Source organism: Luteimonas panaciterrae (assembly GCF_020511115.1).
GTDB lineage: Bacteria > Pseudomonadota > Gammaproteobacteria > Xanthomonadales > Xanthomonadaceae > Luteimonas > Luteimonas panaciterrae.
The window spans coordinates 433,225-458,759 of sequence record NZ_JAJAVH010000007.1; the positions used below are offsets into that span (position 1 = coordinate 433,225).

At 64.8% G+C, this 25,535-nt stretch carries 21 protein-coding genes; 11 read left to right on the top strand and 10 right to left on the bottom strand.

The genetic code is table 11. The features are described from left to right. Positions 1 to 36: 36 nt before the first annotated feature. On the top strand, positions 37 to 2,487 hold the full coding sequence (locus tag LG367_RS10035; protein ID WP_226469094.1) for a TonB-dependent receptor plug domain-containing protein: 2,451 nt from the start codon (positions 37 to 39) through the stop codon (positions 2,485 to 2,487). Between the two features lie 47 nt (positions 2,488 to 2,534). Here the strand turns inward: LG367_RS10035 and gloA are convergent, their stop codons facing one another. From gloA to LG367_RS10050, 3 genes are all read right to left on the bottom strand, one after another. Then, complete coding sequence (gloA, locus tag LG367_RS10040; RefSeq protein WP_226469095.1) at positions 2,535 to 3,068, bottom strand: lactoylglutathione lyase; 534 nt, start codon at positions 3,066 to 3,068, stop codon at positions 2,535 to 2,537. 108 nt (positions 3,069 to 3,176) lie between these two features. Then, positions 3,177 to 3,593 carry a thiol-disulfide oxidoreductase DCC family protein gene (locus LG367_RS10045; protein WP_226469096.1) on the bottom strand — a complete coding sequence of 139 codons (417 nt, stop codon included), beginning with the start codon at positions 3,591 to 3,593 and terminating at the stop codon, positions 3,177 to 3,179. 6 nt (positions 3,594 to 3,599) lie between these two features. Further along, positions 3,600 to 4,223 carry a DUF4166 domain-containing protein gene (locus tag LG367_RS10050; RefSeq protein ID WP_226469097.1) on the bottom strand — a complete coding sequence of 208 codons (624 nt, stop codon included), beginning with the start codon at positions 4,221 to 4,223 and terminating at the stop codon, positions 3,600 to 3,602. Positions 4,224 to 4,314: 91 nt separating this feature from the next. Here LG367_RS10050 and otsB point away from each other — a divergent pair, with 91 nt between their 5' ends. From otsB to otsA, 3 genes are read left to right on the top strand one after another with little or no spacing between them, the layout of a single operon-like run. Further along, entirely contained in the window at positions 4,315 to 5,106 is a 792-nt protein-coding gene (gene otsB, locus LG367_RS10055) for a trehalose-phosphatase (protein ID WP_226469098.1), read from the top strand. Positions 5,107 to 5,114: 8 nt separating this feature from the next. After that, positions 5,115 to 6,896 carry a glycoside hydrolase family 15 protein gene (locus LG367_RS10060; protein ID WP_226469274.1) on the top strand — a complete coding sequence of 594 codons (1,782 nt, stop codon included), beginning with the start codon at positions 5,115 to 5,117 and terminating at the stop codon, positions 6,894 to 6,896. Between the two features lie 10 nt (positions 6,897 to 6,906). Continuing rightward, a complete protein-coding gene (gene otsA / locus LG367_RS10065; protein ID WP_226469099.1) occupies positions 6,907 to 8,277 on the top strand; it encodes an alpha,alpha-trehalose-phosphate synthase (UDP-forming) in 1,371 nt (456 codons plus the stop codon). Between the two features lie 72 nt (positions 8,278 to 8,349). Here the strand turns inward: otsA and pgeF are convergent, their stop codons facing one another. Continuing rightward, a complete protein-coding gene (pgeF, locus tag LG367_RS10070; protein ID WP_226469100.1) occupies positions 8,350 to 9,114 on the bottom strand; it encodes a peptidoglycan editing factor PgeF in 765 nt (254 codons plus the stop codon). Beyond that, positions 9,111 to 10,097: a 23S rRNA pseudouridine(1911/1915/1917) synthase RluD gene (rluD, locus tag LG367_RS10075; protein WP_226469101.1), complete on the bottom strand. Its 987-nt coding sequence runs from the start codon at positions 10,095 to 10,097 to the stop codon at positions 9,111 to 9,113. The genes pgeF and rluD overlap by 4 nt, the downstream gene beginning before the upstream one ends. A 96-nt stretch (positions 10,098 to 10,193) precedes the next feature. Between rluD and LG367_RS10080 the strand changes: the two genes are divergently transcribed. Then, positions 10,194 to 11,081 carry an outer membrane protein assembly factor BamD gene (locus tag LG367_RS10080; protein ID WP_226469102.1) on the top strand — a complete coding sequence of 296 codons (888 nt, stop codon included), beginning with the start codon at positions 10,194 to 10,196 and terminating at the stop codon, positions 11,079 to 11,081. Between the two features lie 36 nt (positions 11,082 to 11,117). Here LG367_RS10080 and LG367_RS10085 read toward each other — a convergent pair whose 3' ends face one another. Continuing rightward, positions 11,118 to 11,810 carry a TetR/AcrR family transcriptional regulator gene (locus LG367_RS10085; RefSeq protein ID WP_226469103.1) on the bottom strand — a complete coding sequence of 231 codons (693 nt, stop codon included), beginning with the start codon at positions 11,808 to 11,810 and terminating at the stop codon, positions 11,118 to 11,120. Between the two features lie 124 nt (positions 11,811 to 11,934). On the opposite strand from LG367_RS10085, the gene LG367_RS10090 reads away from it, so the two are divergent. After that, positions 11,935 to 13,233: an acetyl-CoA C-acetyltransferase gene (locus tag LG367_RS10090; RefSeq protein ID WP_226469104.1), complete on the top strand. Its 1,299-nt coding sequence runs from the start codon at positions 11,935 to 11,937 to the stop codon at positions 13,231 to 13,233. Positions 13,234 to 13,264: 31 nt separating this feature from the next. On the opposite strand, the gene LG367_RS10095 is transcribed toward LG367_RS10090, so the two are convergent. The 4 genes from LG367_RS10095 to sucC form a co-directional block, all read right to left on the bottom strand. After that, positions 13,265 to 14,917 (bottom strand): NAD+ synthase, encoded by a 1,653-nt coding sequence (locus tag LG367_RS10095; RefSeq protein ID WP_226469105.1) that lies wholly within the window; start codon positions 14,915 to 14,917, stop codon positions 13,265 to 13,267. 13 nt (positions 14,918 to 14,930) lie between these two features. After that, positions 14,931 to 15,614 carry a hypothetical protein gene (locus tag LG367_RS10100; RefSeq protein ID WP_226469106.1) on the bottom strand — a complete coding sequence of 228 codons (684 nt, stop codon included), beginning with the start codon at positions 15,612 to 15,614 and terminating at the stop codon, positions 14,931 to 14,933. 121 nt (positions 15,615 to 15,735) lie between these two features. Next, the gene (gene sucD, locus LG367_RS10105) at positions 15,736 to 16,611 is read right to left on the bottom strand and encodes a succinate--CoA ligase subunit alpha (RefSeq protein WP_226469107.1); all 876 of its coding nucleotides are present in this window, start codon (positions 16,609 to 16,611) and stop codon (positions 15,736 to 15,738) included. Between the two features lie 178 nt (positions 16,612 to 16,789). Then, the gene (gene sucC / locus LG367_RS10110) at positions 16,790 to 17,959 is read right to left on the bottom strand and encodes an ADP-forming succinate--CoA ligase subunit beta (RefSeq protein ID WP_226469108.1); all 1,170 of its coding nucleotides are present in this window, start codon (positions 17,957 to 17,959) and stop codon (positions 16,790 to 16,792) included. 268 nt (positions 17,960 to 18,227) lie between these two features. On the opposite strand from sucC, the gene LG367_RS10115 reads away from it, so the two are divergent. The 5 genes from LG367_RS10115 (at position 18,228) to LG367_RS10135 (ending at position 25,503) form a co-directional block, all read left to right on the top strand. After that, the gene (locus LG367_RS10115; protein ID WP_226469109.1) at positions 18,228 to 19,856 is read left to right on the top strand and encodes a sensor histidine kinase; all 1,629 of its coding nucleotides are present in this window, start codon (positions 18,228 to 18,230) and stop codon (positions 19,854 to 19,856) included. Between the two features lie 108 nt (positions 19,857 to 19,964). Next, positions 19,965 to 21,356 (top strand): sigma-54-dependent transcriptional regulator, encoded by a 1,392-nt coding sequence (locus LG367_RS10120; protein ID WP_226469110.1) that lies wholly within the window; start codon positions 19,965 to 19,967, stop codon positions 21,354 to 21,356. Positions 21,357 to 21,706: 350 nt separating this feature from the next. Then, the gene (locus LG367_RS10125) at positions 21,707 to 22,198 is read left to right on the top strand and encodes a pilin (protein WP_226469111.1); all 492 of its coding nucleotides are present in this window, start codon (positions 21,707 to 21,709) and stop codon (positions 22,196 to 22,198) included. A 178-nt stretch (positions 22,199 to 22,376) separates the two neighbouring features. After that, entirely contained in the window at positions 22,377 to 24,101 is a 1,725-nt protein-coding gene (pilB, locus tag LG367_RS10130; protein ID WP_226469112.1) for a type IV-A pilus assembly ATPase PilB, read from the top strand. A gap of 142 nt (positions 24,102 to 24,243) precedes the next feature. Further along, positions 24,244 to 25,503 carry a type II secretion system F family protein gene (locus LG367_RS10135; protein ID WP_226469113.1) on the top strand — a complete coding sequence of 420 codons (1,260 nt, stop codon included), beginning with the start codon at positions 24,244 to 24,246 and terminating at the stop codon, positions 25,501 to 25,503. The last annotated feature ends 32 nt before the right edge of the window (positions 25,504 to 25,535 follow it).

Sequence of the window (25,535 nt, forward strand, 5' to 3'; positions counted from 1 at the left end):
ATCCCGCCCCCACGCCCCACCTCAGGAACAATCTGCATGCCCCACCCCGCCGTGACGCCGCTGTGCGCCGCCATCGCCCTCGCGTCCGCCGGTGCCGCGTTCGCGCAATCCACCACGCAGTCCGCGACCGACGACCCCGCCGCCACGCTCGATGCCGTCATCGTCACCGGCACGCGCGCGCACGACCGCACCGTCCTGGAATCCACCGCGCCGATCGACGTGCTCAGTGCCGAGGACATCCGCAAGGCCGCCGCCTTGAACGGTGAACTCGGCAGCGCGCTGCAGGCCCTGCTGCCCTCGTTCAACTTCCCGCGCCAGTCCAACTCTGGCGGCGCCGACCATGTCCGCGCCGCACAGCTGCGCGGCCTGAGCCCCGATCAGGTGCTGGTGCTGGTCAACGGCAAGCGCCGCCACGTCAGTGCGCTGGTCAACACCGACAGCAAGATCGGCAAGGGCACCACGCCGGTCGACTTCAACGCGATCCCGGTCAGCGCCGTCAAACGCATCGAGGTGCTGCGCGATGGCGCCGGCGCGCAATATGGTTCGGACGCCGTCGCGGGCGTGATCAACATCATCCTCGACGACGCGCCCGAGGGCGGCGCCCTGGAAGCCAGCTTCGGCGCACATCACACCGACGTGAAACCGATCGACCGCACGCTCACCGACGGCCAGACCACCTTCCTCAGCGGCAAGGTCGGCACGCGACTGGGCGATGACGGCGGCTTCCTTCGCGTCGGCATCGAGTTCAAGAATCGCGAGGCGACCAATCGCGCCGGCTTCGACCAGATTCCGTTCTTCGAGGAACAGACGCCGGACAACCTCGCCCTCGCCGGCCGGCGCAACTACGTGCTCGGCGATGGCGCGTCGAAGGACATCAACGCCTGGTTCAATAGCGAACTGCCGCTGGGCGCGACCAGTGAGTTGTATCTCTTCGGCACCTGGCACCAGAGCGACACCGAGGGCGCCAACTATTTCCGTTATCCCGATGGCGTCGCCAACTTCAAGTCCGTGTATCCCAATGGCTATCGTCCGATATCGCTGGGCGAAAACCGCGATGCCGCGCTGGTGGGCGGCGTGCGCGGGCAATGGGGATCATGGGATTACGACGCCAGCGTCGATTACGGACGCAACGATTTCACCTATCGCTTGCGCAATTCGCTCAATGCCTCGCTCGGACCGGGCAGCCCGACGCGCTTCCGCACCGGTGACTACGCCTTCCAGCAGACGGTGGCGAATCTCGATCTCAGCCGCGGTTTCGGCAGCGGCGACAACACCCATACCTTCGCCGCCGGCGTGGAATTTCGTCGCGAGGACTACCGCACCCATGCCGGCGATCCGGCGTCGTATGCCGCCGGACCGTTCACCGATCGCCCGACCGGCTCGCAGGCCGGTGGCGGCCTCACACCGCAGGACGAGGCCGATCTCGCGCGCGATGTCGCCAGTGCCTACGCCAGCCTGTCGAGCCAGTTCGGCGAAAAATTCTCCACCGACATCGCCGCGCGTTACGAGCACTATGAGGATTTCGGCAGCCAGTTCACCGGCAAGCTCGCCGCGCGTTACGAGTTCACACCCGCCTTCGCGCTGCGTGGCGCGGTGTCGAACAACTTCCGTGCGCCGTCGCTGAGCCAGATCGGCTTCGAATCCACTTCCACCGGTTACGACGCCTCGGGCCGGCTGACCACGGGCCGGCTGTTGTCGGTCAACAACCCGATCGCGCAGGCGCTTGGCGCGCGCTCGCTCGATCCGGAAACCTCGCGCAACTTCAGCCTCGGCTTCACCAGCCGCATCGGCGAGCACTTCGACCTGTCACTGGACGTGTTCCGCATCGACATCGACGACCGCGTCGCGCTGTCGGAAAGCATCACCGGCGATGCGCTGGAGCAGTTCGTGCAGGACCGTTTCGGCGTGACCGGCGTGCAGAGCGCAAGTTTCTTCGTCAACGCCGCCGACACCCGCACCGAAGGCGCGGAACTGGTCACCAACTGGCGCCACGCGCTGGCCGGCGGCGAACTGCAGCTCACCGGCACCTACAGCTATGCCAAGACCGAACTGAAGCGCATCGTCGCCACGCCGTCGCAGCTGAGCGCGATCGACCCCGACTACATCCTGTTCGGCATCGAGGAAAGCAACACGCTCACCGACGCCACGCCGCGCACGCGCGGGCAACTCAGCGCCAACTGGAACAACGAACGCTGGTCGCTGCTCGCGCGCGTGAGCCGCCATGGCAGCGCCACGCGCATCTTCGATTTCGGTGGCGGTTTCACGCCCAAACAGACCTACGGCGCGGAATGGCAGCTCGATGCCGAGGCCGAATTCCGCATCACGCCGCAATGGCAGGTCGCGATCGGCGGACAGAATCTCACCGACAACTATCCCGACCGCTCAATCGACGACATCGCCTACTTCGGCAACCTGCCCTATGACGTGCTCTCGCCGATCGGCAGCAACGGCGCGTATTACTACGCTCGCGTGCGATACACCTTCTGATCGGCCATCTCTTGCTCGTCATCCCGACATAAGCCGGGATGACGAGCTTATAGCGGCGTGGGCTGGATCAACTCGATCCAGTAACCGTCCGGATCCTTGATGAAAGCGATGTCGCGCATCTGACCATCACTGAGTCGCTTCTGGAACGTCACGCCCAGCGATTCCAGTCGCTCGCAGACGCCACGCAGATCGGGAACGCTCACGCAGATGTGTCCGAACCCGCGCGGCTCACTGTTGCCGTCGTGATAGACACGCCCGTCCTCGCGCTCGGTGCCGTGGTTGTGGGTGAGTTCGAGCACGCCGCGTTGCCGCGCCAGCCATTGCCTGCGATCGGCGTCGCTGTCGGGGATCTCGCTGTCGTCGTCCACCAGCACGAGGAAATAGAGCGAGAACTTCGCCTGCTCGAAATCGATCTTGCGCACCAGCGTGAAACCGAGCACGCGGGTATAGAAATCGAGCGAGGCCCGCGCATCCTTGACGCGCAGCATGGTGTGGTTGAAGACGAACTCGCGGGTCGCGGCATCGCGCTCGCGGGCGACGCCGGGGACCTCCGCCAGTTCGGCGCGGCTGTGTGCGGTCATGATCGGAATCTCCGAACGGGCGTGACAGTATCGCCGATGCGGCGTTGCCGATTCGTCATCCCGCGCGCAACGCCCCGTTCCGGGTATCGCGCGGACGAGACGGCCTGTCTAGAGGAAGCGATGGCGCGTCTGCGCATCCGGCAGATAGCACGCCGCTTTCTTGCCGAACCAGCGGTAGCGATTGCGCGCCAGCCAGCGATAACCGCGATCGCGCAATGCGCGCGGCAGCAGGCGAAACACGCCCGCCACGCGCCAGGGCCAGCCCACGCGCGTCAGAATCGCGAGCACGGCATCGCTGTCGGTATGCGCGCCTTTCGCATCGATGAGCAGGAATGACAACGGATCATCGGGATCGAGGCCGTTTCCCGCCAGCAATGCACGCCCCGCCTCGGTCTGCATCGCGGCGAAACGGAATTGCCCACGACGATCGTGGCGTAGCAGGAAATCCACCCAACCGCTGCAGAGGACGCAGACGCCGTCGAAGACCACGATCGCCTCGCCGTCCGCGACGGAAAACCGTTCCATTGCGGTCTAGACTTGCCCGGAAAGCGCGGCGTCGGTTCGAACCACACCACCGGCGGCGGGATTGGACAAGATCGCGGCGGCATCCGCTTCGCGCTCGAGCCAGCCTTCGTAGCGCACCAGCGATCCGATCAACGGCATCGCGGCATCGACGAAGAAGGTATAGCGCCCCGCCTCCTCCCCTTCCCGGCACGTCACCTTGGAAAACCAGGACGCCGGCAACGGCAGCAGACCGAACAGGCGCGCCCCTTCCACATGCCAGTGGATCGCCTCTTCATGGACGCACACCGAGAACCGGAACTGCATCGGCCCAAGCCGCTCGACCAGCAGACGATTGCGCAGACGCAGGCGTGAGCGCATACGATGCACACGACCCGCGGGATCGCCGAAGTGGCGCGTCCAGGTCTCGCTCGCGGCTTTCGTCTCGAAGTCGACCGTCGCCGGCACATCCTGCATGGCGGGCGGCAGCCTCGCGAGCGCCGCGCATAGCCGCGCCAGTGGATTGCGGCCACGCGTGATGCTCGCGCGGCCGACATAACGGCCTCTTCCGCGAATCTCGTGCAACGCGCGAACGGAAGGCGGAAGCGCATAGAACGAAACGCCGAGTAGGCTCTGGAACAACGTTGGCGTCATGTGACGGACTTCAAAGACGTGACTGCGGGAAGAATGCGGTTTAGGGCGGTTTACGTAAGTTTACGGATGAACAGGCCAACATGTGGAATCAATGTCACGCACCGACCACGAGACTGCCGCCCCCCGCACGGCGTCCTCGGCCTCGCATGCGCGGCCGGCGCCACCGGCACCGGCCGACGATTGGGCCTTGTTCCTGGACGTCGACGGATGCTTGCTCGAACTCGCCGAAACACCCGATGCGGTGATCGTTCCGGCGGGATTGCGCAAACGTCTGGAAACTCTGCGCGCGCGCCTCGGCGGCGCGCTGGCGCTGGTCAGCGGCCGCACCATCGCCACGCTCGACGACCTGTTCGCACCGTCCCGATTCGATGCCGCCGGCCTGCATGGCATCGAACGCAGGCAGCACGCCCGTGACGACGTCACCGCCATCGCGCCTCCGGAACTCAATGCCTTGCTCAAGGAAGCCAATCGCCTGGCGCGCGATCACGATGGTGTCGTCGTTGAGGACAAGGGTGCGTCGCTCGCGCTGCATTGGCGGCAGGCGCCGGCGGCGGAACATCTTCTGCAGGCCTTCGCGCTGCATGCGCTGTCGCGGCTGCCGGGATATCGGCTGCAGCACGGCAAGCAGGTCGTCGAATTGCGCCCGGGGCATTCCGACAAGGGCGATGCCATCGTCGCCTTCCTCGAGGCGCCGCCGTTCGCGGGCCGTATGCCGGTGTTCGCCGGCGATGACCTCACCGACGAAAGCGGTTTCGTCCAGGTCAACGCACGCGGCGGCATCAGCATCCTCATCAGCGATCCCGCATTGGAACGCGACAGCGCGGCACGTTGCGGATTGCGCGATCCGGCTGCCGTGCGCGCCTGGCTTGGAGTCATCTCATGAACACATCGATACCACCGCAGAACCTCGATCTCGGCGTGATCGGCAACGGCAGCTTCGGCGCCCTAGTCGACAAGCGCGGACGTGTGGTATGGAGTTGCCTGCCGGCGTTCGACGGCGATCCCGCGTTCTGCGCGCTGCTGTCGCCGCGCGATCACGAAGGTGGCGACTTCAGCATCGAGCTGGAGGATTTCGCCAGCAGCGAGCAGTACTACCTCTCCAACACCGCGATCCTGCGCACGGTATTGCGTGACGTGCATGGCGGCTCCGTGGAAATCACCGATTTCGCGCCGCGCTGGCGCGAGAACGATCGCTTCTATCGCCCCGTGAGCATCATCCGCCAGGTGCGGCCGCTCTCCGGCCGTCCGCGCATCCGCGTGCGCGTGCGCCCGCTGACCGACTGGGGCGCGAACGTGCCCGAGCAGACCTGGGGCAGCAATCATGTGCGCTGGCGCCTGCCCGACTTCACCCTGCGCCTGACCACGGACGTGCCGGTGCGTTACGTGCGCGACGCGGCGACCTTCGTGCTGACGCACCCGGTGCATCTCGTGCTGGGCGTCGACGAGCCGCTCATCCGCTCCATCGCCGGCTACGTGCACGAAGCGCACGAACGCACCCGCAACTATTGGCGCGAATGGGTGCGCTATCTGTCGGTGCCGCTCGACTGGCAGGAGGCGGTGATCCGCAGCGCGATCACACTGAAGCTGTGCCAGTACGAGGACAGCGGCGCGATCATCGCGGCGATGACCACCTCGATTCCGGAAGCGCCGGACACGCCGCGCAACTGGGATTATCGCTACTGCTGGCTGCGCGACGCCGCCTTCGTGGTGCGCGCCCTCAACCGCCTCGGCGCGACGCGCACGATGGAGCAGTTCCTCGGCTACATCTTCAACATCGCCACCCACGACGGTTCGCTGCAACCGCTGTATGGCATCGATTTCTCGTCGGAACTCGACGAATACGAGGTCGAATCCCTGCTCGGCTACCGCGGCATGGGACCGGTGCGGCGCGGCAACCTGGCCTGGACGCAGAACCAGCACGACATCTACGGCAGCGTGGTGCTGGCCTCCACGCAGCTGTTCTTCGATCTGCGTCTGGCCGATCCCGGCGATCGTTCCGCCTTCGAGCGTCTGGAACCGCTGGGCGAGCGCGCGGCTGTGCTGTTCGATGTACCGGATTCCGGTCTGTGGGAATTCCGTGGCCGCGCCGAGGTGCACACCTACACGGCGGCGATGTGCTGGGCCGCCTGCGATCGGCTGGCGAAGATCGCCAGCGCGCTCGGCCTGGACGAGCGCGCCGTCTACTGGCGTTCGCGCGCCGACACCATCCGCGCGCGCATCCTGGAGGAAGCCTGGAACGAGGAGCTGGGCCACATCACCGACACCTTCGGCGGCCATCGCCTCGACGCTTCGCTGCTGCTGCTCGCCGACATCGGGTTCGTCACCGCCGATGACCCACGGTTCATCGCCACCGTCGAGGCCATCGGCCGCGATCTGCGACGCGGCGACGCGCTGTTCCGCTACATCGCCGCGGACGATTTCGGCGAGCCGCAGACCAGCTTCACCATCTGCACGTTCTGGTACATCGATGCGCTCGCCGCGATCGGCCGCAAGGACGAGGCGCGGGCGATGTTCGAGCGCATCCTCGCGCGCCGCAACCATCTCGGCCTGATGTCCGAAGACCTTGCCTTCGACGACGGCGAAGCCTGGGGCAATTTCCCGCAGACCTATTCGCACGTCGGCCTCATCATCGCCGCGATGCGGTTGTCGCGCTCCTGGCAGGAAGCTTCATGAGCACGTTGTTATGAGCCGCCTGGTCGTCGTCTCCAATCGCGTCGCCATCCCGGGTGAAAACCGTGCCGGTGGTCTCGCCGTCGGCTTGCAGGCAGCACTGCAGGAACGCGGCGGATTGTGGTTCGGCTGGAGCGGAAAGACCGTGCGCGAGGCCAGCGGCACGCTGCATGAACTCCACGAAGGCAACATCCGCTACGTCACCATCGATCTCAACAAGCCCGACCTCGACGCCTATTACAACGGCTTCGCCAACCGCACGCTGTGGCCACTGCTGCACTTCCGCCTCGATCTCGTCGACTACACCCGCGAAACACGAGAAGGCTATCGCCGCGTCAATGCGCTGTTCGCCGAGAAGCTGGCACCGCTACTGCGTGACGACGATACGATCTGGATTCACGACTATCATCTGATCCCACTCGCGTCGCTGTTGCGCGAACGCGGGATCGGCGCACGGATAGGTTTTTTCCTGCACGTGCCGATGCCCTCCGCCGATCTGGTCGCGGCGATGCCGGAACATGCGCGGTTGTTCTCCACGCTGTACGCCTACGATCTGGTCGGCTTCCAGACTTTCCGCGACGTGGAACGCTTCCAGGATTACGTCCGTTTGTTCGGCGGCGGCCGCGTGCTCACCGGAGGCGTGCTGGAGGCGCCGGGCGGGCGCCGCTTCCGCGCGGCGGCGTTTCCGATCGGCATCGATACCGAGCTCATCGCCCAGCAGGCGCGCGCAGCCATGAGCAAGGGCGCGGTGCGCGATTTGCGCCGCAGTCTGCATGAGCGTCAGCTCGCCATCGGTGTCGACCGCCTCGATTATTCGAAGGGACTGCCGGAACGCTTCCGCGGCTTCGAGCGGTACCTGGAACGTCATCCCGACCAACGCGGCAGCCTGACCTACCTGCAGATCGCGCCGGTCTCGCGCGGCGAGGTTTCCGAATATCGCCTGCTGCGCAACGAGCTGGAACAGATCGCCGGCCATATCAACGGCACGCATGCCGCGCCGGAATGGACGCCGCTACGCTACGTCAACCGCAACTTCGCCCATGCCACGCTGACCGGCTTCTATCGCATGGCACGCGTGGGACTGGTGACGCCGCTGCGCGACGGCATGAACCTGGTGGCCAAGGAATACGTGGCGGCGCAGAACCCGGAAGACCCCGGCGTGCTGGTGCTCTCGCTGCTGGCCGGCGCCGCGTACGAACTGAAGGAGGCGCTGCTGGTGAACCCGCACGATCTCGATGGCGTCGCCGATGCCATCGCGACCGCCGCCAACATGTCCAAGGACAAGCGCATCGAGCGCTGGCAGACGATGATGGAGCATCTGCGCAAGCATGATATCGGCGCCTGGCTGCGTGATTATCTGAAAGCGCTGGGCGAGGATCAGTAGCCGAAAGGGTTTTGCTCTTCATCCAATGACGGTGGGAATAGCGAGCAAAAGCAATACGGGCTGGCTGTCAGCTCACGATTCGCCGTTGAACCAGACAATCGTCGCCATCCGCCCCGTGCGCTGGTCGCGACGATGCGAATAGAAACGCCGCGAATCCGAAATCGTGCACAGCCCACCACCCTGCACGCGCACCACGCCGGCATCTTCCAGGCGCTGCCGGGCCAAGGCATAGAGATCGACACGCCAATGCCCCGGCCGTGTCGCGACGAAAGCGCCTTGCGCGCGCGCGTCGCGCGAGACGAACGCATCGAAGACTTCCTCGCCGATCTCGTAGGCCTGCGGCCCCGCCGCGGGACCGAGCCACGCCACGAGACGTTCGGGCGCACAATGCATTGCAGCAACGGTGGCTTCCAGCACACCCGCCGCCAATCCGCGCCAGCCCGCATGCGCGGCACCGACGCCCATTACCTCGCCACCGTTCATGGCGGCGAACACCACCGGCAGACAATCCGCGGTGAGAATCGCGAGCACCGCGCCCGGCGCCGACGTCACCGCCGCATCCGCCTCGGGCTCCTCGAAACCCGGCTCCATTGCGACATGCGTGCCATGCACTTGCCGCAGCCAGCGCGGCTGCGACGGCAGGCCGTAAGCCTCGATCAGCGCCTGGCGATTGCGCTCGACCGTCGCCGGATCGTCACCGGCGGCCGCCGTGCGATTGCCAAGATTGAAGCGGTCGAACGGCGCCTGCGAAAACCCGGGGCCGTCGCGCAGCGTGGTGAACGCATACACGTTCGCCGGAACATTCCACTCCGCGGGCAATATGCCTTCCCGCTTCATCGCCGCGTCACTTGCGCATGCTCGGCCGCATCCTCGCGCAACAATCGCATCAACGTCTGCATGTCCTCCGGCACCGGCGCACTGCAGCGCACCGGCTCGCCGCTCAGGGGATGCTTGAATTCCAGGGTCTGCGCATGCAGGGCCTGGCGCTTGAATTCACGCAGCGCCGTTGCCAACGCCTCCGACGCGCCCTTGGGCAGGCGCAGCGGCCCACCGTAGAGCGGATCGCCGACGATCGGATGCTTCAGATGCGCCATGTGCACGCGAATCTGATGCGTGCGGCCAGTCTCCAACCGGCATTCGAGCGCGGTATGGGCGCGATAGCGTTCGTGCAGGCGGTAATGGGTGATCGCTTCGCGGCCGTCGTCGCGCACGGCCATGCGCAGGCGATCGCGCGGGTGACGATCGATCGCCGCGTTCGCGGTGCCGCCGCTGACCAGGGCGCCGACCACGATGGCGAGATACTGGCGATGCACTTCCCGCGCCGACAGCTGCGCGACCAGCGCGGTGTGCGCCGGCAGCGTGCGTGCGACCACCATCACGCCGGAGGTGTCCTTGTCGAGCCGGTGCACGATGCCGGCGCGCGGCAGCGCGGCCAGTGCCGGATCGCGATGCAGCAGGGCGTTGACCAGGGTGCCTGCGCGATTGCCCGCGCCAGGGTGCACCACCAGGCCCGCCGGCTTGTTCAGGACGAACACGTCGGGATCTTCGTGCAGCAGATCGAGCGCGATGTCCTCGGGCGCGTCCTCGGTGCGGGTGTCGAGGACCGCCGTCAACGTAACCGTCTCGCCGCCGCGCACCGGATCGCGGGGGCGCGCCAGGTCGCCGTCCAGGCGGGCGTCGCCGGATTTGATCCAGGCCGCCAGCCGTGAGCGCGAGAATTCAGGGAACAGCTCCGCCAGCACCGCGTCGAAGCGGCGGCCGGCCGCGCTGTCGGGGACCTGCGCGGTACGAGAGTCGATGGAGTCGGGGGACGAGGGCATGGATGGACGGGTTCGGTTCAGGCACCGGCCGCGGGCGGCCGGTGCGGGCTGCTATTATCCGGCCTTCGTGCCGCCCCTGCCCAATCCTGCTCCTATATGACCTCACGCCTGCCTGCCCCGCGCCACATTCTGGTCCTGTTGATGCTGGCCGTTTTCGCCATCTCCGGCTGCTCGCGGGTCAAGGGCATGTTCAAGAAGGACAAGGACGAACTGGAAGGCCAGCCGGTCGAGCAGATCTTCGAGAAGGGTCATTCCTCCATGGAGCGCGGCAACTGGGACGGCGCGGTGAACACCTATCGCCGCCTGATCGCGCAGTATCCCTACGGCCCGTACACCGAGCAGGCGCTGATAGAAACCGCCTACGCGCAGTTCAAGCAGGGCAACAACGAAGAAGCGATCTCCTCCATCGACCGCTTCCTGCGCACCTACCCCACGCACCGCAACGCCGCCTACATGTACTACCTGCGCGGCCTGGTGAACTCCAATCGCGACACCGTGTTCCTGCAGAAGGTCTGGCAGCTGGACGCCAGCCGCCGCGACCTGGCCACGCCGTTCCAGGCCTACAACGACTTCACCATCGTCACCGACCGCTACCCGAACAGCCGCTACGCCGCCGACGCGCGCCAACGCATGGTGGCGCTGCGCAACCTGTTCGCGCGGCACGACATGGACGTGGCGCTGTACTACCTGCGCCGCGGCGCCTACGTCGGCGCGGCCGACCGTGCCAAGTTCCTGCTGGAAACCTATCCGCAGAGCGAATACCAGAACGACGCGGTGGCCGTGCTGGCCGCGTCCTACGACAAGCTCGGCAACAAAACGCTCGCCGACGACGCCAAGCGCGTGCTGGAAATGAACGACCCGCAGCACCCGTACTTGAAGGGCGACTGGCCCGACTATCCGTGGACCATCCGCAAGCTCAATCCTTTCGCCAGCGAGAAGTCGGCGCTGGACAACGAGAAAAAGAAGAAGCTCGACAACCGCTGAACCGGCGCGCCACTCGCCCGCCGAACAGCGATTCCCTCACGCGGCACCGTCCGCCGCGCTGCGCGATCGGCCAGCCCGACCCGCAGCCGTCACCGATTGCGCCACCGCGTGCAGGAACGCCTCCGACAATTGTCGATCGTCCGCCGCGCGCGCCAGCACCAACGCACCAATCATTGCGGCGTAGGCAGCCAGCGCCGCCTCATGCCTGGCCTGTTCGGAATCGCCACTCATCAGTCCGGATAGCACCTCGATCTGCTCGCGCATCCCGACAGTCAGTACCCGGCGCAGTTTGCGGCCTTGACGCCCCGCATCAACCGCCAAAGCCGCGACCGTGCAACCACTGCCAGGGCGGTCTCGGTGTCGCTTGGAAAGATAGCCTGTAACGAGCGCGGCTAGCGGGTCGTCCGCGGCATTGCCCGTCTGTCGCTCCTGGCCGTGCCAAAGCATGCTTGTCTGCGTCAAGGCGTGCTCGCAAGCCTGCACCATCAGCTCTTCCTTCGAGGCGAAATGGCTGTAGAAGCCGCCATGGGTGAGCCCTGCCTGGTGCATCAGGCCGGCGACTCCGACACCGTCGAAGCCGCGCTCGCGAAACAACCGCGCCGCCGCATCGAGAATGCGCTCGCGGCTCTCCGCCGCCTGTGCCCTACTCACACGCATGCCTGACTCTCCCGTAAACACTCCTTGACATGATACATGACGATCATCATATTGATAAATTATGATCGTCATCTAATTTTCGTTTGGCTCCAACCGCTTCTTGTGCTGTGCGGGCGCATGTGTTTTTTGGCTCATCAGCCACTCTTTGACTGGCGCGCTTCCGGCGCCGAACTAAATTGTTTCAGGAGGTTATGCGATGAAAATGATCCAAAAGGTCGCAATTCTCGGCGGCGCCCGCATCCCCTTTGCTCGCCAGAACACCCACTACGCCGAAGCAAGCAACGTCGAGATGCTCGCCGCCGCACTGGACGGCGTCGCTGACCGATTCAGTCTGCAGGGCGAACGCGTCGGTGAAGTCGCCGCCGGCGCCGTGCTCAAGCATTCGCGTGATGCCAACATCAGTCGTGAGGCGACGATCTTGAGCAAGCTGGCGCCGCAGACGCCCGCCTACGACGTCCAGCAAGCCTGTGCCACGTCACTGGAATCGGCAATCGCGGTCGGCAACAAGATCGCACTGGGGCAGATCGAGTCCGGCATCGCGGGCGGCGTCGACTCGGCCTCGGATGCCCCGCTCGCCGTCAACGAGAAGCTACGCCGGCTGATCCTGCGCTACAGGCGCAGCGGCGATACGCGCGCGCGCCTCCGGCTGCTGGCCGAACTGCGTCCGTCGATGCTCAGCCCTTCGATCCCCAACGTCAACGAGCGTCGTACTGGCCTGTCGATGGGCGAACACTGCGAGCAGATGGTCAAGCACTGGCGCATCGACCGAAAAGCGCAAGACACCTTGGCGCTGGCCAGCCACGTCAATGGCGTGAAGGCCTACGAGCGCGGCTTCTACGATGACCTCGTCGTCCCTTACCTCGGCCTGGCGCGGGACAATAATCTTCGCAGCGATACTTCGTTGGAGAAGCTGGCCCGCCTCAAGCCCGCCTTCGATAAAACCTCCGGTCAGGGCACATTGACCGCGGGTAATTCCACCCCGCTCACCGATGGCGCGGCAGCGGTGTTGCTGGCCTCCGAAGCCTGGGCGCAAGCCCGCGGCCACACGCCGCAGGCATGGCTGGTCGATGCCGAAGCCGCGGCCGTGGACTTTTTCGGTCCGCAGCCGGAAGGCCTGTTGATGGCACCCGCCTACGCCGTGCCGCGCCTGCTCGCCCGCAACGGCCTTGGCTTGCAGGACTTCGATTACTACGAAATCCACGAGGCCTTCGCCGGCCAGGTGCTGTGCACGCTGGCGGCTTGGGAAAATGCGGATTATTGCCGGGGTGCGCTCGGGCTTGACGCGCCTCTGGGCGCAATCGATCGCCGCAAGCTCAACGTCAACGGCGGCTCAGTCGGCCTCGGTCATCCCTTCGCCGCCACTGGCGCTCGCATCCTCGCCGGCGCGGCCAAACAACTCGCCGTTCATCGGCGCGAAACCGGCCAACCTGGCCGTACGCTGATCTCGATGTGCGCTGCGGGCGGGCTCGGGGTGACGGCGATCCTGCAAGGGTAAGCAAGATCCGCGCGATGCCGCGCGCAGCGTCTCAAGCCGGATATTTATTGGTGATCGGATAGCGACGCTCGCGCCCGAATGCGCGACGCGAGACCTTCGGCCCCGGCGCGGCCTGGTGCCGCTTCCACTCGCTCGTCCGCACCAGGCGCAGCACGCGGTCGACGGTGGCCGCGTCGAAGCCGGCCGTGACGATCTCGTCGCGCGACTGCTCCTGATCGACGTAGCGCAGCAGGATCGCGTCGAGCACGTCGTAGGGCGGCAGCGAATCCTGATCTTTCTGGTTCTCGCGCAGTTCCGCCGAAGGCGGCCGGCCGATGACCTCCCACGGAATCACCGGCGCACCGGCCACGGCGTTGCGCCATTTCGCCAGCGCGAACACCTCGGTCTTGTACAGATCCTTGATCGGCGCGTAGCCGCCGCACATGTCACCGTAGATGGTGGCGTAGCCGACCGCGTATTCGCTCTTGTTGCCAGTGGTGAGCAGCAGCCCGCCGAACTTGTTCGACAGCGCCATCATCAGCACGCCGCGGGTGCGCGACTGCAGGTTCTCTTCGGTGGTATCGGCCGCGCGCCCCTCAAAGGTGTCCGACAACGTATCGAGGAAACCCTGGAACGGCTTCTCGATCGGCAACGCCAGCAGGCGCACGCCCAATGCATTGCATTGCTCGACGGCGAGATCGTTGGACAGGTCGGCCGTGTAGCGCGAGGGCATGCGCACGGCGGTCACGTTCTCCGCGCCCAGCGCGTCGACCGCGATCGCCAGCACCAGCGACGAGTCGATGCCGCCGGACAACCCCAGCCAGACTTTGTCGAAACCATTCTTGCGGCAGTAGTCGCGGGTGCCGCGCACGACCGCGCGCCAGGCCAGCGCATCGCGGCTCTCCTCGTTCTCGGCCGGCCACGACACGAGCGTGAACTTGCGCGTCGATGGCACGTAATCGGCCACCAGCCAATGTTCCTCGAACGCGCGCGCCGCCGGATGGATGAAGCCGTCGCCGTCCGCCAGCACGGAAGCGCCATCGAACACCAGCGCGTCCTGGCCGCCGATCACGTTGAGATAGGCAACTGCCGTGCCGAGTCCATCCACCTGCGTTTCGCTGACGCGCATCTCCAGCAATGCATCTCGCTGCGCGTGCTTGTCGCGTTCGAACGGCGAGGCGTTGGGCACCAGGACCAGCTGCGCGCCGGCGCGCACGGTGTCGGCCAGTGGTTCGGCGAACCACATGTCCTCGCAGATCACCAAACCAACCGGCACGCCTTTCACCTCGAACACGCATGGCCCGCCGTCGGGATCGACATTGAAGTAGCGACGCTCGTCGAAGACGTTGTAGTTCGGCAGTTCGCGCTTGCGATAGGTCGCTTCCACGCGACCGTCGCGCAATACGCTGGCGGCGTTGTAGACCACGCTGCCGGCCGATTCCGGCCAGCCCACGACCGCGACGATGCCCCGCACACCGGCCGCCACGCGTCGCAGTGCCGCCTCGCAGTCGGCGAGGAACGACGGCCGCATCAGCAGGTCTTCCGGCGGATAGCCACTGATCGCGATTTCCGGGAACAGCACGACATCGGCGCGATGCACGTCGCGCGCCTCGGCGATCATTGCCGCGATGCGCTCGGCATTGCCGGCGACGTCGCCGACGGGGAAATCAAACTGTGCGAGTGCGACGCGGAGCGATTGGCTCATGGCGATTGAACACTTATTGTTCGGTCGGCTGCGGCTGCATCGAGGGCAATCCCGCCAGGATCGGCGTCACCCATTCGTCCACCGCGCCGCTGCTCCAGGGACTGTCCGGACGAGTACGGAACAGATTGTGCGTGCCGGTCACCGTCTGCAACTTCTTCGGCTTCATCACCTCGGCCTTGAAGGTTTCCGTACCTTTCACCAGCCTGGCCGAGTCCTGCGCTGCGACCGCCGCGAGGATTTCCTGCTCGATGCCCGCATCCAAATCCGGAATTTCACAACTGAAACTGACTTCGGCGATCTCCGCGTCCTTGAACGCCTCATCGCCCATCGCGCGCTGCACATCATTCGGCCTGAGCTTGCTGGCCGTCGCCTTGCACTTCGCATTGGCAACGGCGTGATCGGTTCCCTGGAAATAATTCAGGAACGCGGACGCAAGCACGGGGCGCTCGGCTTCGGGCGCTTCCGCGGCAACGTCCCGCGCCCGCGCCTCGTCCTGCTGCGGCTTCTCCTCGGCGAATTTGCGCAACTCGCCCAGATCGTAGGCATCACCGCCAGAAAACTCCGGCTTGAGGTACTCGTTGAGCCGGCGCGCGCTGTCGAGATCCCGATTCACGAAGGTCTGGATGTACAGATCGGCGACTTGCTCCGGCGTCAGCGTCGAGGCCGCGGACGCTGCGCCGGAAGACAAGATGGACATGCCGGATGCGCACGCCAGCAACAACACTCTTGCGACGAGAAATCGGTTCGGCTGGCTTTTCATGAATCTTTCCTTGTGTCGATGATTGTCCAGCCTATCCGCATGTCCGGTCGTGGTCGGATCAGTGCCCGAGCCGCTTGGCGATCGCGGCGCCCAGATCACCCGGCGACTTCACCGTGGTCACGCCGGCCTTTTCCAGAGCGGCGAACTTGCCTTCGGCCGTGCCCGCGCCACCGGAAGCGATCGCACCGGCGTGGCCCATGCGCTTGCCCTTCGGCGCCGAGGCGCCGGCGATGAAGCCGACCACCGGCTTGGTGACGTATTCGCTGATGAACTCAGCCGCTTCCTCTTCGGCGGAACCACCGATCTCGCCGACCATGATGATGCCCTCGGTCTGCGGATCATCCTGGAACAACTTCAGCGCCTGGATGAAGTTGGTGCCGTTGATCGGGTCGCCGCCGATGCCGATGCAGGTGCTCTGGCCGAGACCGGCGTCGGTGGTCTGCTTGACCGCTTCATACGTCAGCGTGCCCGAGCGCGAGACGATGCCCACCTTGCCCGGCTTGTGGATGTGGCCTGGCATGATGCCGATCTTGCATTCGCCCGGCGTGATCACGCCCGGGCAGTTGGGGCCGATCAGCACGACGTCGTCGTAGCCCTTCAGCGTGTTCTTCACGCGCAGCATGTCGAGCACCGGAATGCCCTCGGTGATGCAGACGATGACCTTGATGCCGGCATCGGCCGCTTCGAGGATGGCGTCGGCCGCGAACGGCGGCGGCACGTAGATGACCGATGCGTCGGCGCCGGTTTCGGCGACGGCTTCGGCGACGGTGTTGAACACGGGCAGGCCGAGGTGTTCGGTGCCGCCCTTGCCGGGGGTCACGCCGCCGACGACCTTGGTGCCGTACTCGAGCATCTGTTCGGCGTGGAAGGTGCCCTGCTGGCCGGTGAAGCCCTGCACGATGACTTTTGTGTTTTTGTTGACGAGAACGGACATTCGATTGAGTCCTTTGAATTTCTGTGGGGTAGTCGGCTTCGGAACGGCGCGGTTTTTCGCTATGCGAAAAGCCGCTCAGGCATGCCACCAAATCCCCCGCATCGCCGCTGCGCGTCGATGCCGCCCCCTTGACTCAAGGGGGCTAGAAGGATGGTGGCCTGTTCCGAGTCCACGATGATCAGGCAGCCTTCTTCGCGGCCTCGACCGCTTTCTTGGCGCCATCGTTGATGTCGTCGGCGGGCGTGATCGCCAGGCCGCTGCCGGCCAGGAGCGCCTTGCCTTCCTCGACGTTGGTGCCTTCCAGACGCACCACCACCGGCACCTTGACGTCCACTTCCTTCACCGCGGCGATGATGCCCTCGGCGATCATGTCGCAGCGGACGATGCCGCCGAAGATGTTGACGAAGATCGCCTTCACGCTGTCGGAGGAGAGGATCAGCTTGAACGCCTCGGTGACGCGCTCCTTGGTGGCGCCGCCGCCGACGTCGAGGAAGTTGGCCGGCTCGCCGCCGTTCAACTTGATCACGTCCATCGTCGCCATCGCGAGGCCGGCGCCGTTGACCATGCAGCCGATGTTGCCGTCCATGGTGACGTAGTTGAGGTCGTACTGGCTGGCGCGTACCTCGGTCTCGTCTTCCTGACGGATGTCGCGCATCGCGACGAGTTCGGGATGGCGGAACGAAGCGTTGTCGTCGGAGTTGATCTTGCCGTCGAGCACGGCGAGATCGCCGTTGGTGAGGATCGCCAGCGGGTTGAGTTCGACCAGCGCCAGGTCCTTCTCGTTGAACAGCTTGTACAGGCCCAGCATGATCTTGGTCAGCTGGTTGACCTGCTTGGCGGTCAGGCCGAGCGCGAAGCCGAGGTCGCGAGTCTGGTAGGGCTGCAAACCCTGGACGAAATTGACGTGCAGGGTCTGGATCGCATCCGGATTCTCCTCGGCGGTCTTCTCGATCTCGACGCCGCCTTCGGCGGAGGCGATGAAGGTGACCGACTGCGTGCTGCGGTCGACCAGCACGGAGAGGTAGAGCTCCTTGGCAATGTCGGTGGCCTGGGTGACGAGCACCGTGTCCACCGGCAATGCGACGCCGGCCGACTGGTAGGTGGCCATCTTGGTGCCGAGCATGCCCTTGGCGTATTCGCGCACTTCATCCAGGGTCTTGGCGAGCTTGACGCCGCCGGCCTTGCCGCGGCCGCCTGCGTGGATCTGCGCTTTCACTACCCAGAAGTCGCCGCCGATGGCCTTGGCGGCGTCCACCGCCTCTTCCGGCGTGCGCGCGACGCGCCCTGCCGGGACTGCAATGCCGTAGTCGGCAAACAACTGCTTCGCCTGGTATTCGTGGAAATTCATGTGGGGTCCGGTCGTGGGGAACGAATCGCCCGCAGCGCGATGCTGCCTGGGCAGCCAGGGGGTGCGGACGGGGCGGGTATTCTCGCCGATGGGGGAGCTGTCGGCAAAATTGCATGCTCCGGCAAAAAGGCGTACCGCTCCGGCCGCATACGATGGCCGGCGGAGTCTGCCCAGATTAGGATGCCCTCCATGGCGCAACTCTCCCGACTCCGGAACCCCCGGCCCGGCCCTCCATGGCCGGGCGTTCGGGACGGCAGGCACTGCCAATATGGCATCGCCTAAGCGCCGTCCCGAACCCAGTGCGCTCGGCCGCGAGCTGTATCTATTCGCGCTGTACCGCCTGCTCGAAGCCTCGCTGCTGGCGCTGATGGTGTTCAGCCCGGCCGGTGCCTTCATCGGCGAACCGCGCGATGCCCTGCTCGCGGAGTCCGTGGCCTTCGCCTATGCGCCGATGGCCCTGGTGCTGGTGCTGTACGCGCGCCATTCGGCGGCGTCGCCTCGGTCGCAAGCCCTGATCGGCGCCGTGCTCGACATCACCGTCGCCGCCCTGATCACCCATGCCCTGCCCGGCGCCGGCCCGGGCGTGGCGATGATGCTGATGTTCAACGTCGGCGCCGCAGCGCTGCTGGTGCGGATCGAACTCGGCCTGGCCGTCGCCGCCGCCGCCGTGCTGGCGCTGATCGGCGAATATGTCTGGAACAGCCTGAGCGCCGACGCCTACGACCGCCCGCTGGCGGAAGTGCTGATGTTCTCGGTGAGCTTCTTCGCCATCGCCACCTTCAGCAACCTGCTCGGCCGACAGATTCGCGAAAGCCAGGAACTGGCCGAACAGCGCAGCGCCGAGGCGGCCAATCTCACCGAGGTCAACGGCCTGATCATCCGCCGCATGCGCACCGGCGTGCTGGTGGTGGACGGCGGCGGTTTCGTGCGACTCGCCAACGAGGCCGCGCTGCTGTTGCTCGGCGAATCGCGCGAGGTGCTTGCCATGCAAGGGCCAGCGGCGCAGAAGCCGCGCAACCTGCGCATGATGGCGCCGGAGCTGGCGGATCGTCTGCAAGCCTGGCAGGCCCGCGGCGAAACCGACGACACACCGCTGCAGATCGGTGACGAGCGCATCGAAGTGCTGCCGCGGTTCGCGCGCCTGCTGGCCAAGGGCGAGACCACGCTGGTATTCCTCGACGATGCCTCGATGGTCTCGCGCCGCGCCGAGTCACTGACGCTGGCGGCGATGGGCCGCTTCTCCGCCAGCCTCGCCCACGAGATCCGCAATCCGCTCGCCGCCATCAGCTACGCCACGCAGCTGCTGCAGGAATCGAACGACATCTCCACGCCCGACCGGCGCCTGCTCGACATCGTGCATCAGCAATGCATGCGCACCAATGCCATCGTCGAGAGCGTGCTCGGGCTGGCGCGACGCGAGCGCGCGCATGCCGAGCATCTGGATCTGGTCGACTTCGTGCGCCGCTTCCTCGACGAATTCCGCCAGAGCATGCCACCGGACGTCGACAGCCTGTCGATGAGCAGCGCCGCCGGCTCGCAACCGGCCCTGGTCGATCCGCGCCACCTGCAACAGATTCTCACCGTGCTCGTGCAGAACGCGCTGCGCTATGGCCGCATGCCCGGCGCGCCCGCGCGTGTGATCCTGCGCGTGGAGGCGCGCGGCAACATGCCGGTGCTGGAAGTGCTCGACCGTGGCCCCGGCATTCCCGATGCCGTCGTGGCGCAGTTGTTCCGACCATTCTTCACCACCTCCGAGCACGGCACCGGCCTCGGCCTGTACATCGCTCGCGAGCTTTGCCACGCCAACGGCGCCAGCCTCGACTACGTGGCCGTCCCCGCCGGCGGCGCCTGCTTCCGCATCACCTTGCCGGGTCCGGACTCGGTGTTACCGTTGTAGCGCCGGTCACGAAAACGCGTCCAAATCGTGCGCCGTGCACTGATCGGCTTGCAAAAGCATAAAATCGCCACAATTGGTCACCCGGCCTTGCATATATAAGGTGTGCGAATGAGTGAGACCCGCAGCGTCCTGATCGTCGACGACGAACACGATATCCGCGAGCTGCTGGTCCTGACCCTTGGCCGCATGGGGCTGCGCACCGACACCGCGCCCACGCTCGGCGTCGCACGCGAGATGCTGTCGACCGTCAGCTACGATCTCTGCCTCACCGACATGCGCCTGCCCGACGGCTCGGGCCTGGAACTGGTCAGCGAGATCAGCACCCGCTTCCCCAACACGCCGGTGGCGATGATCACCGCCTACGGCAATGTCGAAGCCGCGGTGGAAGCGCTCAAGGCCGGCGCCTTCGATTTCGTCAGCAAGCCTGTCGACATCAATGTATTGCGCGGCCTGGTGCGGCAGGCGCTCGATCTCAATCAGCGCCGCCGCGCGCAGCCGGAGGAAAGCAGCCGGCTGCTCGGCAACTCCGAAGCGATGGTCGGCCTGCGCGAAACCATCGCCAAGGTGGCGCGCAGCCAGGCGCCCGTACACATCACCGGCGAATCGGGCACCGGCAAGGAACTGGTCGCCCGCACCATCCACGCCCAGGGCGCGCGCGCCGGCGGACCGTTCGTGCCGGTCAACTGCGGCGCGATCCCCGCCGAGCTGATGGAAAGCGAATTCTTCGGCCACAAGAAGGGCAGCTTCACCGGCGCGCATGCCGACAAGCCCGGCCTGTTCCAGGCCGCCGACGGCGGCACCCTGTTCCTGGACGAAGTGGCCGAACTACCGCTGCCGATGCAGGTCAAGCTGCTGCGCGCGATCCAGGAGAAGACGGTGCGGCCGGTCGGTTCCTCCAGCGAAGTGCCTGTGGACGTGCGCCTGCTCTCGGCCACCCACAAGGACCTCGTCGCCCTTGTCGCCGACGGTCGCTTCCGCCACGACCTCTACTACCGCATCAACGTCATCGAACTGCACGTGCCGCCGCTGCGCGAGCGCGGCGGCGATCTTTCGCTGCTGTCGCAGGCCATCCTGCAACGCCTCGCCCAGGCGATGCAGCGGTCGGCGCCGAAACTTTCCGACAGCGCGCTGTCTGCACTGGAAGCCTATGGCTTCCCCGGCAACGTGCGCGAACTGGAAAACATCCTCGAACGCGCCCTCGCCCTGGCCGACAACGACACCATCAATGCGACCGACCTGCGCCTGCCGACCGTGGCCGTCGTCTCTCCGAGAAGTCCCGCGGCTGCAACGTCACCGGCCGTCGCCGCTCCGGATCCTCGCACTCTGAGCCCGCGCGACACCGCCAGCAGCGCCCTGCCCTCCTACATCGAAGAAATCGAGCGCGCGGCCATCCAGCAGGCCCTGCAGGAAAACCGCTACAACAAGACCAAGGCCGCCGCCGCCCTCGGCATCAGCTTCCGCGCATTGCGCTACAAGCTGAAAAAACTCGGCATCGACTGACGCGACCCGTCGCGTGCACCGATAGAAACGAACGGAGGCCGTTCGATTCGCGCATCCGAATTCTCGATGTCAATCACGCTTCGCGTTTTTTTGCACGATTCAATCTGGCAAAACGCGTCACATCCGACTCCAAAAACTGACGCAGCGCGTCAATAGTGACAAAGCCTGTCGGGGTTCTTTCCGTGACTGCCCCGACAGATCGGAACCAAGATGCAAGACGTTGCCGAGTTGGCACGGCTCATGCTTACTCCCCAGCGCACGTGCTATGCGCCCGCTGACTCAACGGACGGGAATGCTGCGCATGCGGCATGTGAAGCATCCAACCACCACCTTCTGAGGGGAATACACGCATGAAGAAGCAACAGGGCTTTACCCTGATCGAACTGATGATCGTCGTTGCGATCATCGCCATCCTGGCCGCGATTGCGATTCCGCAGTACCAGCGCTATGTCGTGCGTTCGCAGGTCACGCGTCTGGTCGGCGAAGTCGGCACGCTCAAGACCGCTTGGGAAGATTGCGTCAACAATGGCAAGCTCACCGTCGGCGATGGCACGGCCAACACCTGTGACTTCGCAGCTACCGGCTCCAGCATCCAGGCCGCTGGCGGCAACACGGTTGCAGGCGCTGCTCCCGCACTTGCGACCACTGGCGCCCCGGTTGCCACGATGAATGCTGACGGCACCGGCACCCTGGTCGGCACCTTCGGCAATGCCGCTTCGGCCACGCTGACTTCGCTCGGCGCCGATGTGACCTGGACCCGTGACGCAACGGGCGGCTGGACTTGCAACTCCTCCGCCAGCACCCCGGACTACGCCATCGCTTCTGGCTGTCCGAAGCCGTAATTCTCCATCCTGGACAAGCCTGAAAGGGCTTTCGGCACGGATGCTGTAGCACAAAAAGCCCCGCCACACGGCGGGGCTTTTTTCGTCTCACGTTCCTAGAATTTCTCCACATGCCATGTGAATGCTCCCTTCCTCAGATTGCGGTAAAGTCACCGCATAGGGGAACGGGTCAAACGATATGAACGCAGTCCCGACAGCCAATCTCGTCGGCATCACCGGCATCGCCAGAAGGCTCGTGCTGGACGGTGTCCTGGACGAAGCCACAGCGCGCAATGCGCTCGACACGGCAACTCGCGAACGCAAGCAGATTGCGGCCTATCTTCGTGAAAACAAACTCGTCACGGCAGCACAGATGGCGGCGGCGAACTCCATCGAGTTCGGGATGCCGGTCTTCGATCCCGCCGCGATGGACGAAAGCCAGCATGCCCTCAAGCTGGTCCGGGAAGATCTTCTGCAAAAGCATGGCGTGCTGCCGTTGTTCAAGCGCGGCAACAAGCTCTTCGTCGGCACATCCGACCCCAGCGATCACCACGCACTGGACGAGATCAAGTTCCACACCAATCTCACGGTGGAACCCATCCTGGTCGATGAGGAAATCCTTCGTCGCACCACCGAGCGCTGGATGGAAAGCGGCGACATGCTCGGGGATGCGCTCAACGACAACAGTGGGCTCGATCCGCTCGACATCGGCACCGGCGATGATCTCGATACCGATGCCAACATCGACGTCAAGGGCGACGACGCACCTGTCGTGAAGTTCGTCAACAAAGTGCTGGTGGATGCGATCCGCCGCGGTGCTTCCGACATCCACTTCGAGCCTTACGAGAACGACTATCGCGTCCGTCTTCGTATCGACGGCCTGCTCAAGCAGGTGGTGAAGATTCCGGTCAAGCTCAATCCGCGCATCACCGCGCGCCTGAAGGTCATGGCGCAACTGGACATCGCCGAGAAGCGCGTCCCGCAAGATGGTCGTATCAAGCTGCGAATCAGCAAGACGCGACAGATCGACTTCCGTGTCAGCACACTCCCCACGTTGTTCGGTGAGAAAGTGGTGCTGCGTATTCTCGACGGTGGCGCGGCCAAGCTCGGCATCGACAAACTCGGCTATGAGCCGGAGCAGAAACAGTTGTTCGTCGAAGCGGTAACCAAGCCCTATGGCATGGTGCTGGTCACGGGCCCGACCGGTTCGGGCAAGACAGTGTCGCTGTACACCGCACTGAACCTTCTCAATGACGATCAACGCAATATCTCCACGGTCGAGGACCCGGTCGAAATCCGCGTCCCTGGCATCAACCAGGTGCAGATGAACATCAAGCGCGGCATGACGTTCGCCGCCGCCCTGCGTAGCTTTCTGCGTCAGGACCCCGACGTGATCATGGTCGGCGAGATCCGTGATCTGGAAACCGCCGAGATCGCTGTCAAGGCCGCGCAAACCGGTCACATGGTGCTGTCGACCCTGCACACCAACGACGCACCGCAAACCATTGCGCGCCTGATGAACATGGGTGTGGCCCCCTACAACATCACAAGCTCTGTCACGCTGGTGATTGCCCAACGCCTAGCGCGCCGTCTGTGCAACAACTGCAAGCGCCCAATCGAGTTGCCAGGCCATGCCCTACTGGCCGAAGGCTTCACCGATGAAGAAATCCAAGAGGGCATCGAACTCTTCGAAGCCGCGGGCTGCAATGAATGCACCGAAGGCTACAAGGGTCGCGTCGGCATCTATCAGGTGATGCCGATGAGCGAACAGATCCAGACGATCGTGCTGCAAGGGGGCAGCGTGCTGCAGATCGCCGAGGCCGCCGCTGCCGCGGGCGTGCGCGACCTGCGCCGATCCGCGCTGGACAAGATCAAGGCAGGCGTCACCAGCCTCGCGGAGATCAACCGCGTCACCAAGGACTGACCGAATGCGTCACATGGGGACGACGCTTCGTATCAATCCATGCCAGCCGTCACATTCGCATCCATCAATCGCAACCGTAACCCGCTACTATTGAGGAATATCGAAATCCAGCGCACGGACGCCGGACCAGGGGAATCCAAGCATGGCTGTAACTCGTAGCGTCGCCAAGACCGCCGCGCCTGCACGTCAGGGCGTCAACCTCAACACGTTCGTCTGGCAAGGCACCGACAAGCGCGGCGTCAAGATGAAGGGCGAACAGGCGTCGAAGAGCGCCAACCTGCTGCGCGCCGAACTGCGCCGACAGGGCATCACGCCGACGGTGGTCAAACCCAAGAGCAAGCCGCTCTTCGGTGGCACGGGCAAAAAGATCAAGTCGAGAGACATCGCGATCTTCAGTCGCCAGATCGCCACGATGATGAAATCGGGCGTACCGATCGTGCAGGCTTTGGAGATTATTGCCAACGGCAATAAGAACCCGAAGATGCAGACGATGGTGAACACTCTTCGCACGGACATCGAGAACGGATCCTCGATCAGCGAAGCGATGGCCAAGCATCCGGTGCAGTTCGACGAGCTATATCGCAACCTCGTGCGCGCGGGCGAATCTTCGGGCGTGCTGGAAACGGTGCTCGACACCATCGCCACCTACAAGGAAAACATCGAAACACTGAAGGGCAAAATCAAGAAGGCCCTGTTCTATCCCGCGATGGTGATCGCAGTGGCGCTGCTTGTAACCGCGATCCTGCTGATCTACGTCGTGCCAACCTTCGAGGAAGTGTTCCAGAGCTTCGGTGCGGAATTGCCAGCCTTCACCCAGATGATCGTCGGAATCTCGCGATTCATGGTGAGCTGGTGGTGGCTGCTCCTCCTCATCATCGCTGGCGGTATCGTTACAGGTATCTACTTTTTCAAACGATCGCCTGCATTCCAGCACGCCGTTGACCGCGCAATCCTCAAGGTGCCTGTGATTGGCGCGATCATGCACAACAGTGCCATCGCCCGCTTCGCACGCACGCTGGCAGTGACATTCAAAGCTGGCGTTCCGCTGGTCGAGGCACTGGAATCTGTGGCCGGCGCCACCGGCAACACCGTTTACGAACAAGCCGTGCTACGGATGCGCGATGACGTCGCCGTCGGTTATCAAGTCAACATGGCGATGAAACAGACCAACCTCTTCCCGCATATGGTCGTGCAGATGGCTGCCATCGGCGAAGAGGCCGGCGCCCTCGACACCATGCTGTTCAAGGTGGCCGAGTTCTACGAACAGGAAGTCAACAATGCGGTGGATGCGCTGGCCAGCCTGATCGAACCACTGATCATGGTCTTCATCGGCGTGATCGTCGGTGGGTTGGTGATCGGCATGTATCTGCCCATCTTCAAGCTCGCGTCGGTTGTCGGATAAAAGACGCGCCCGACTCCATCTTTCTTGCCATC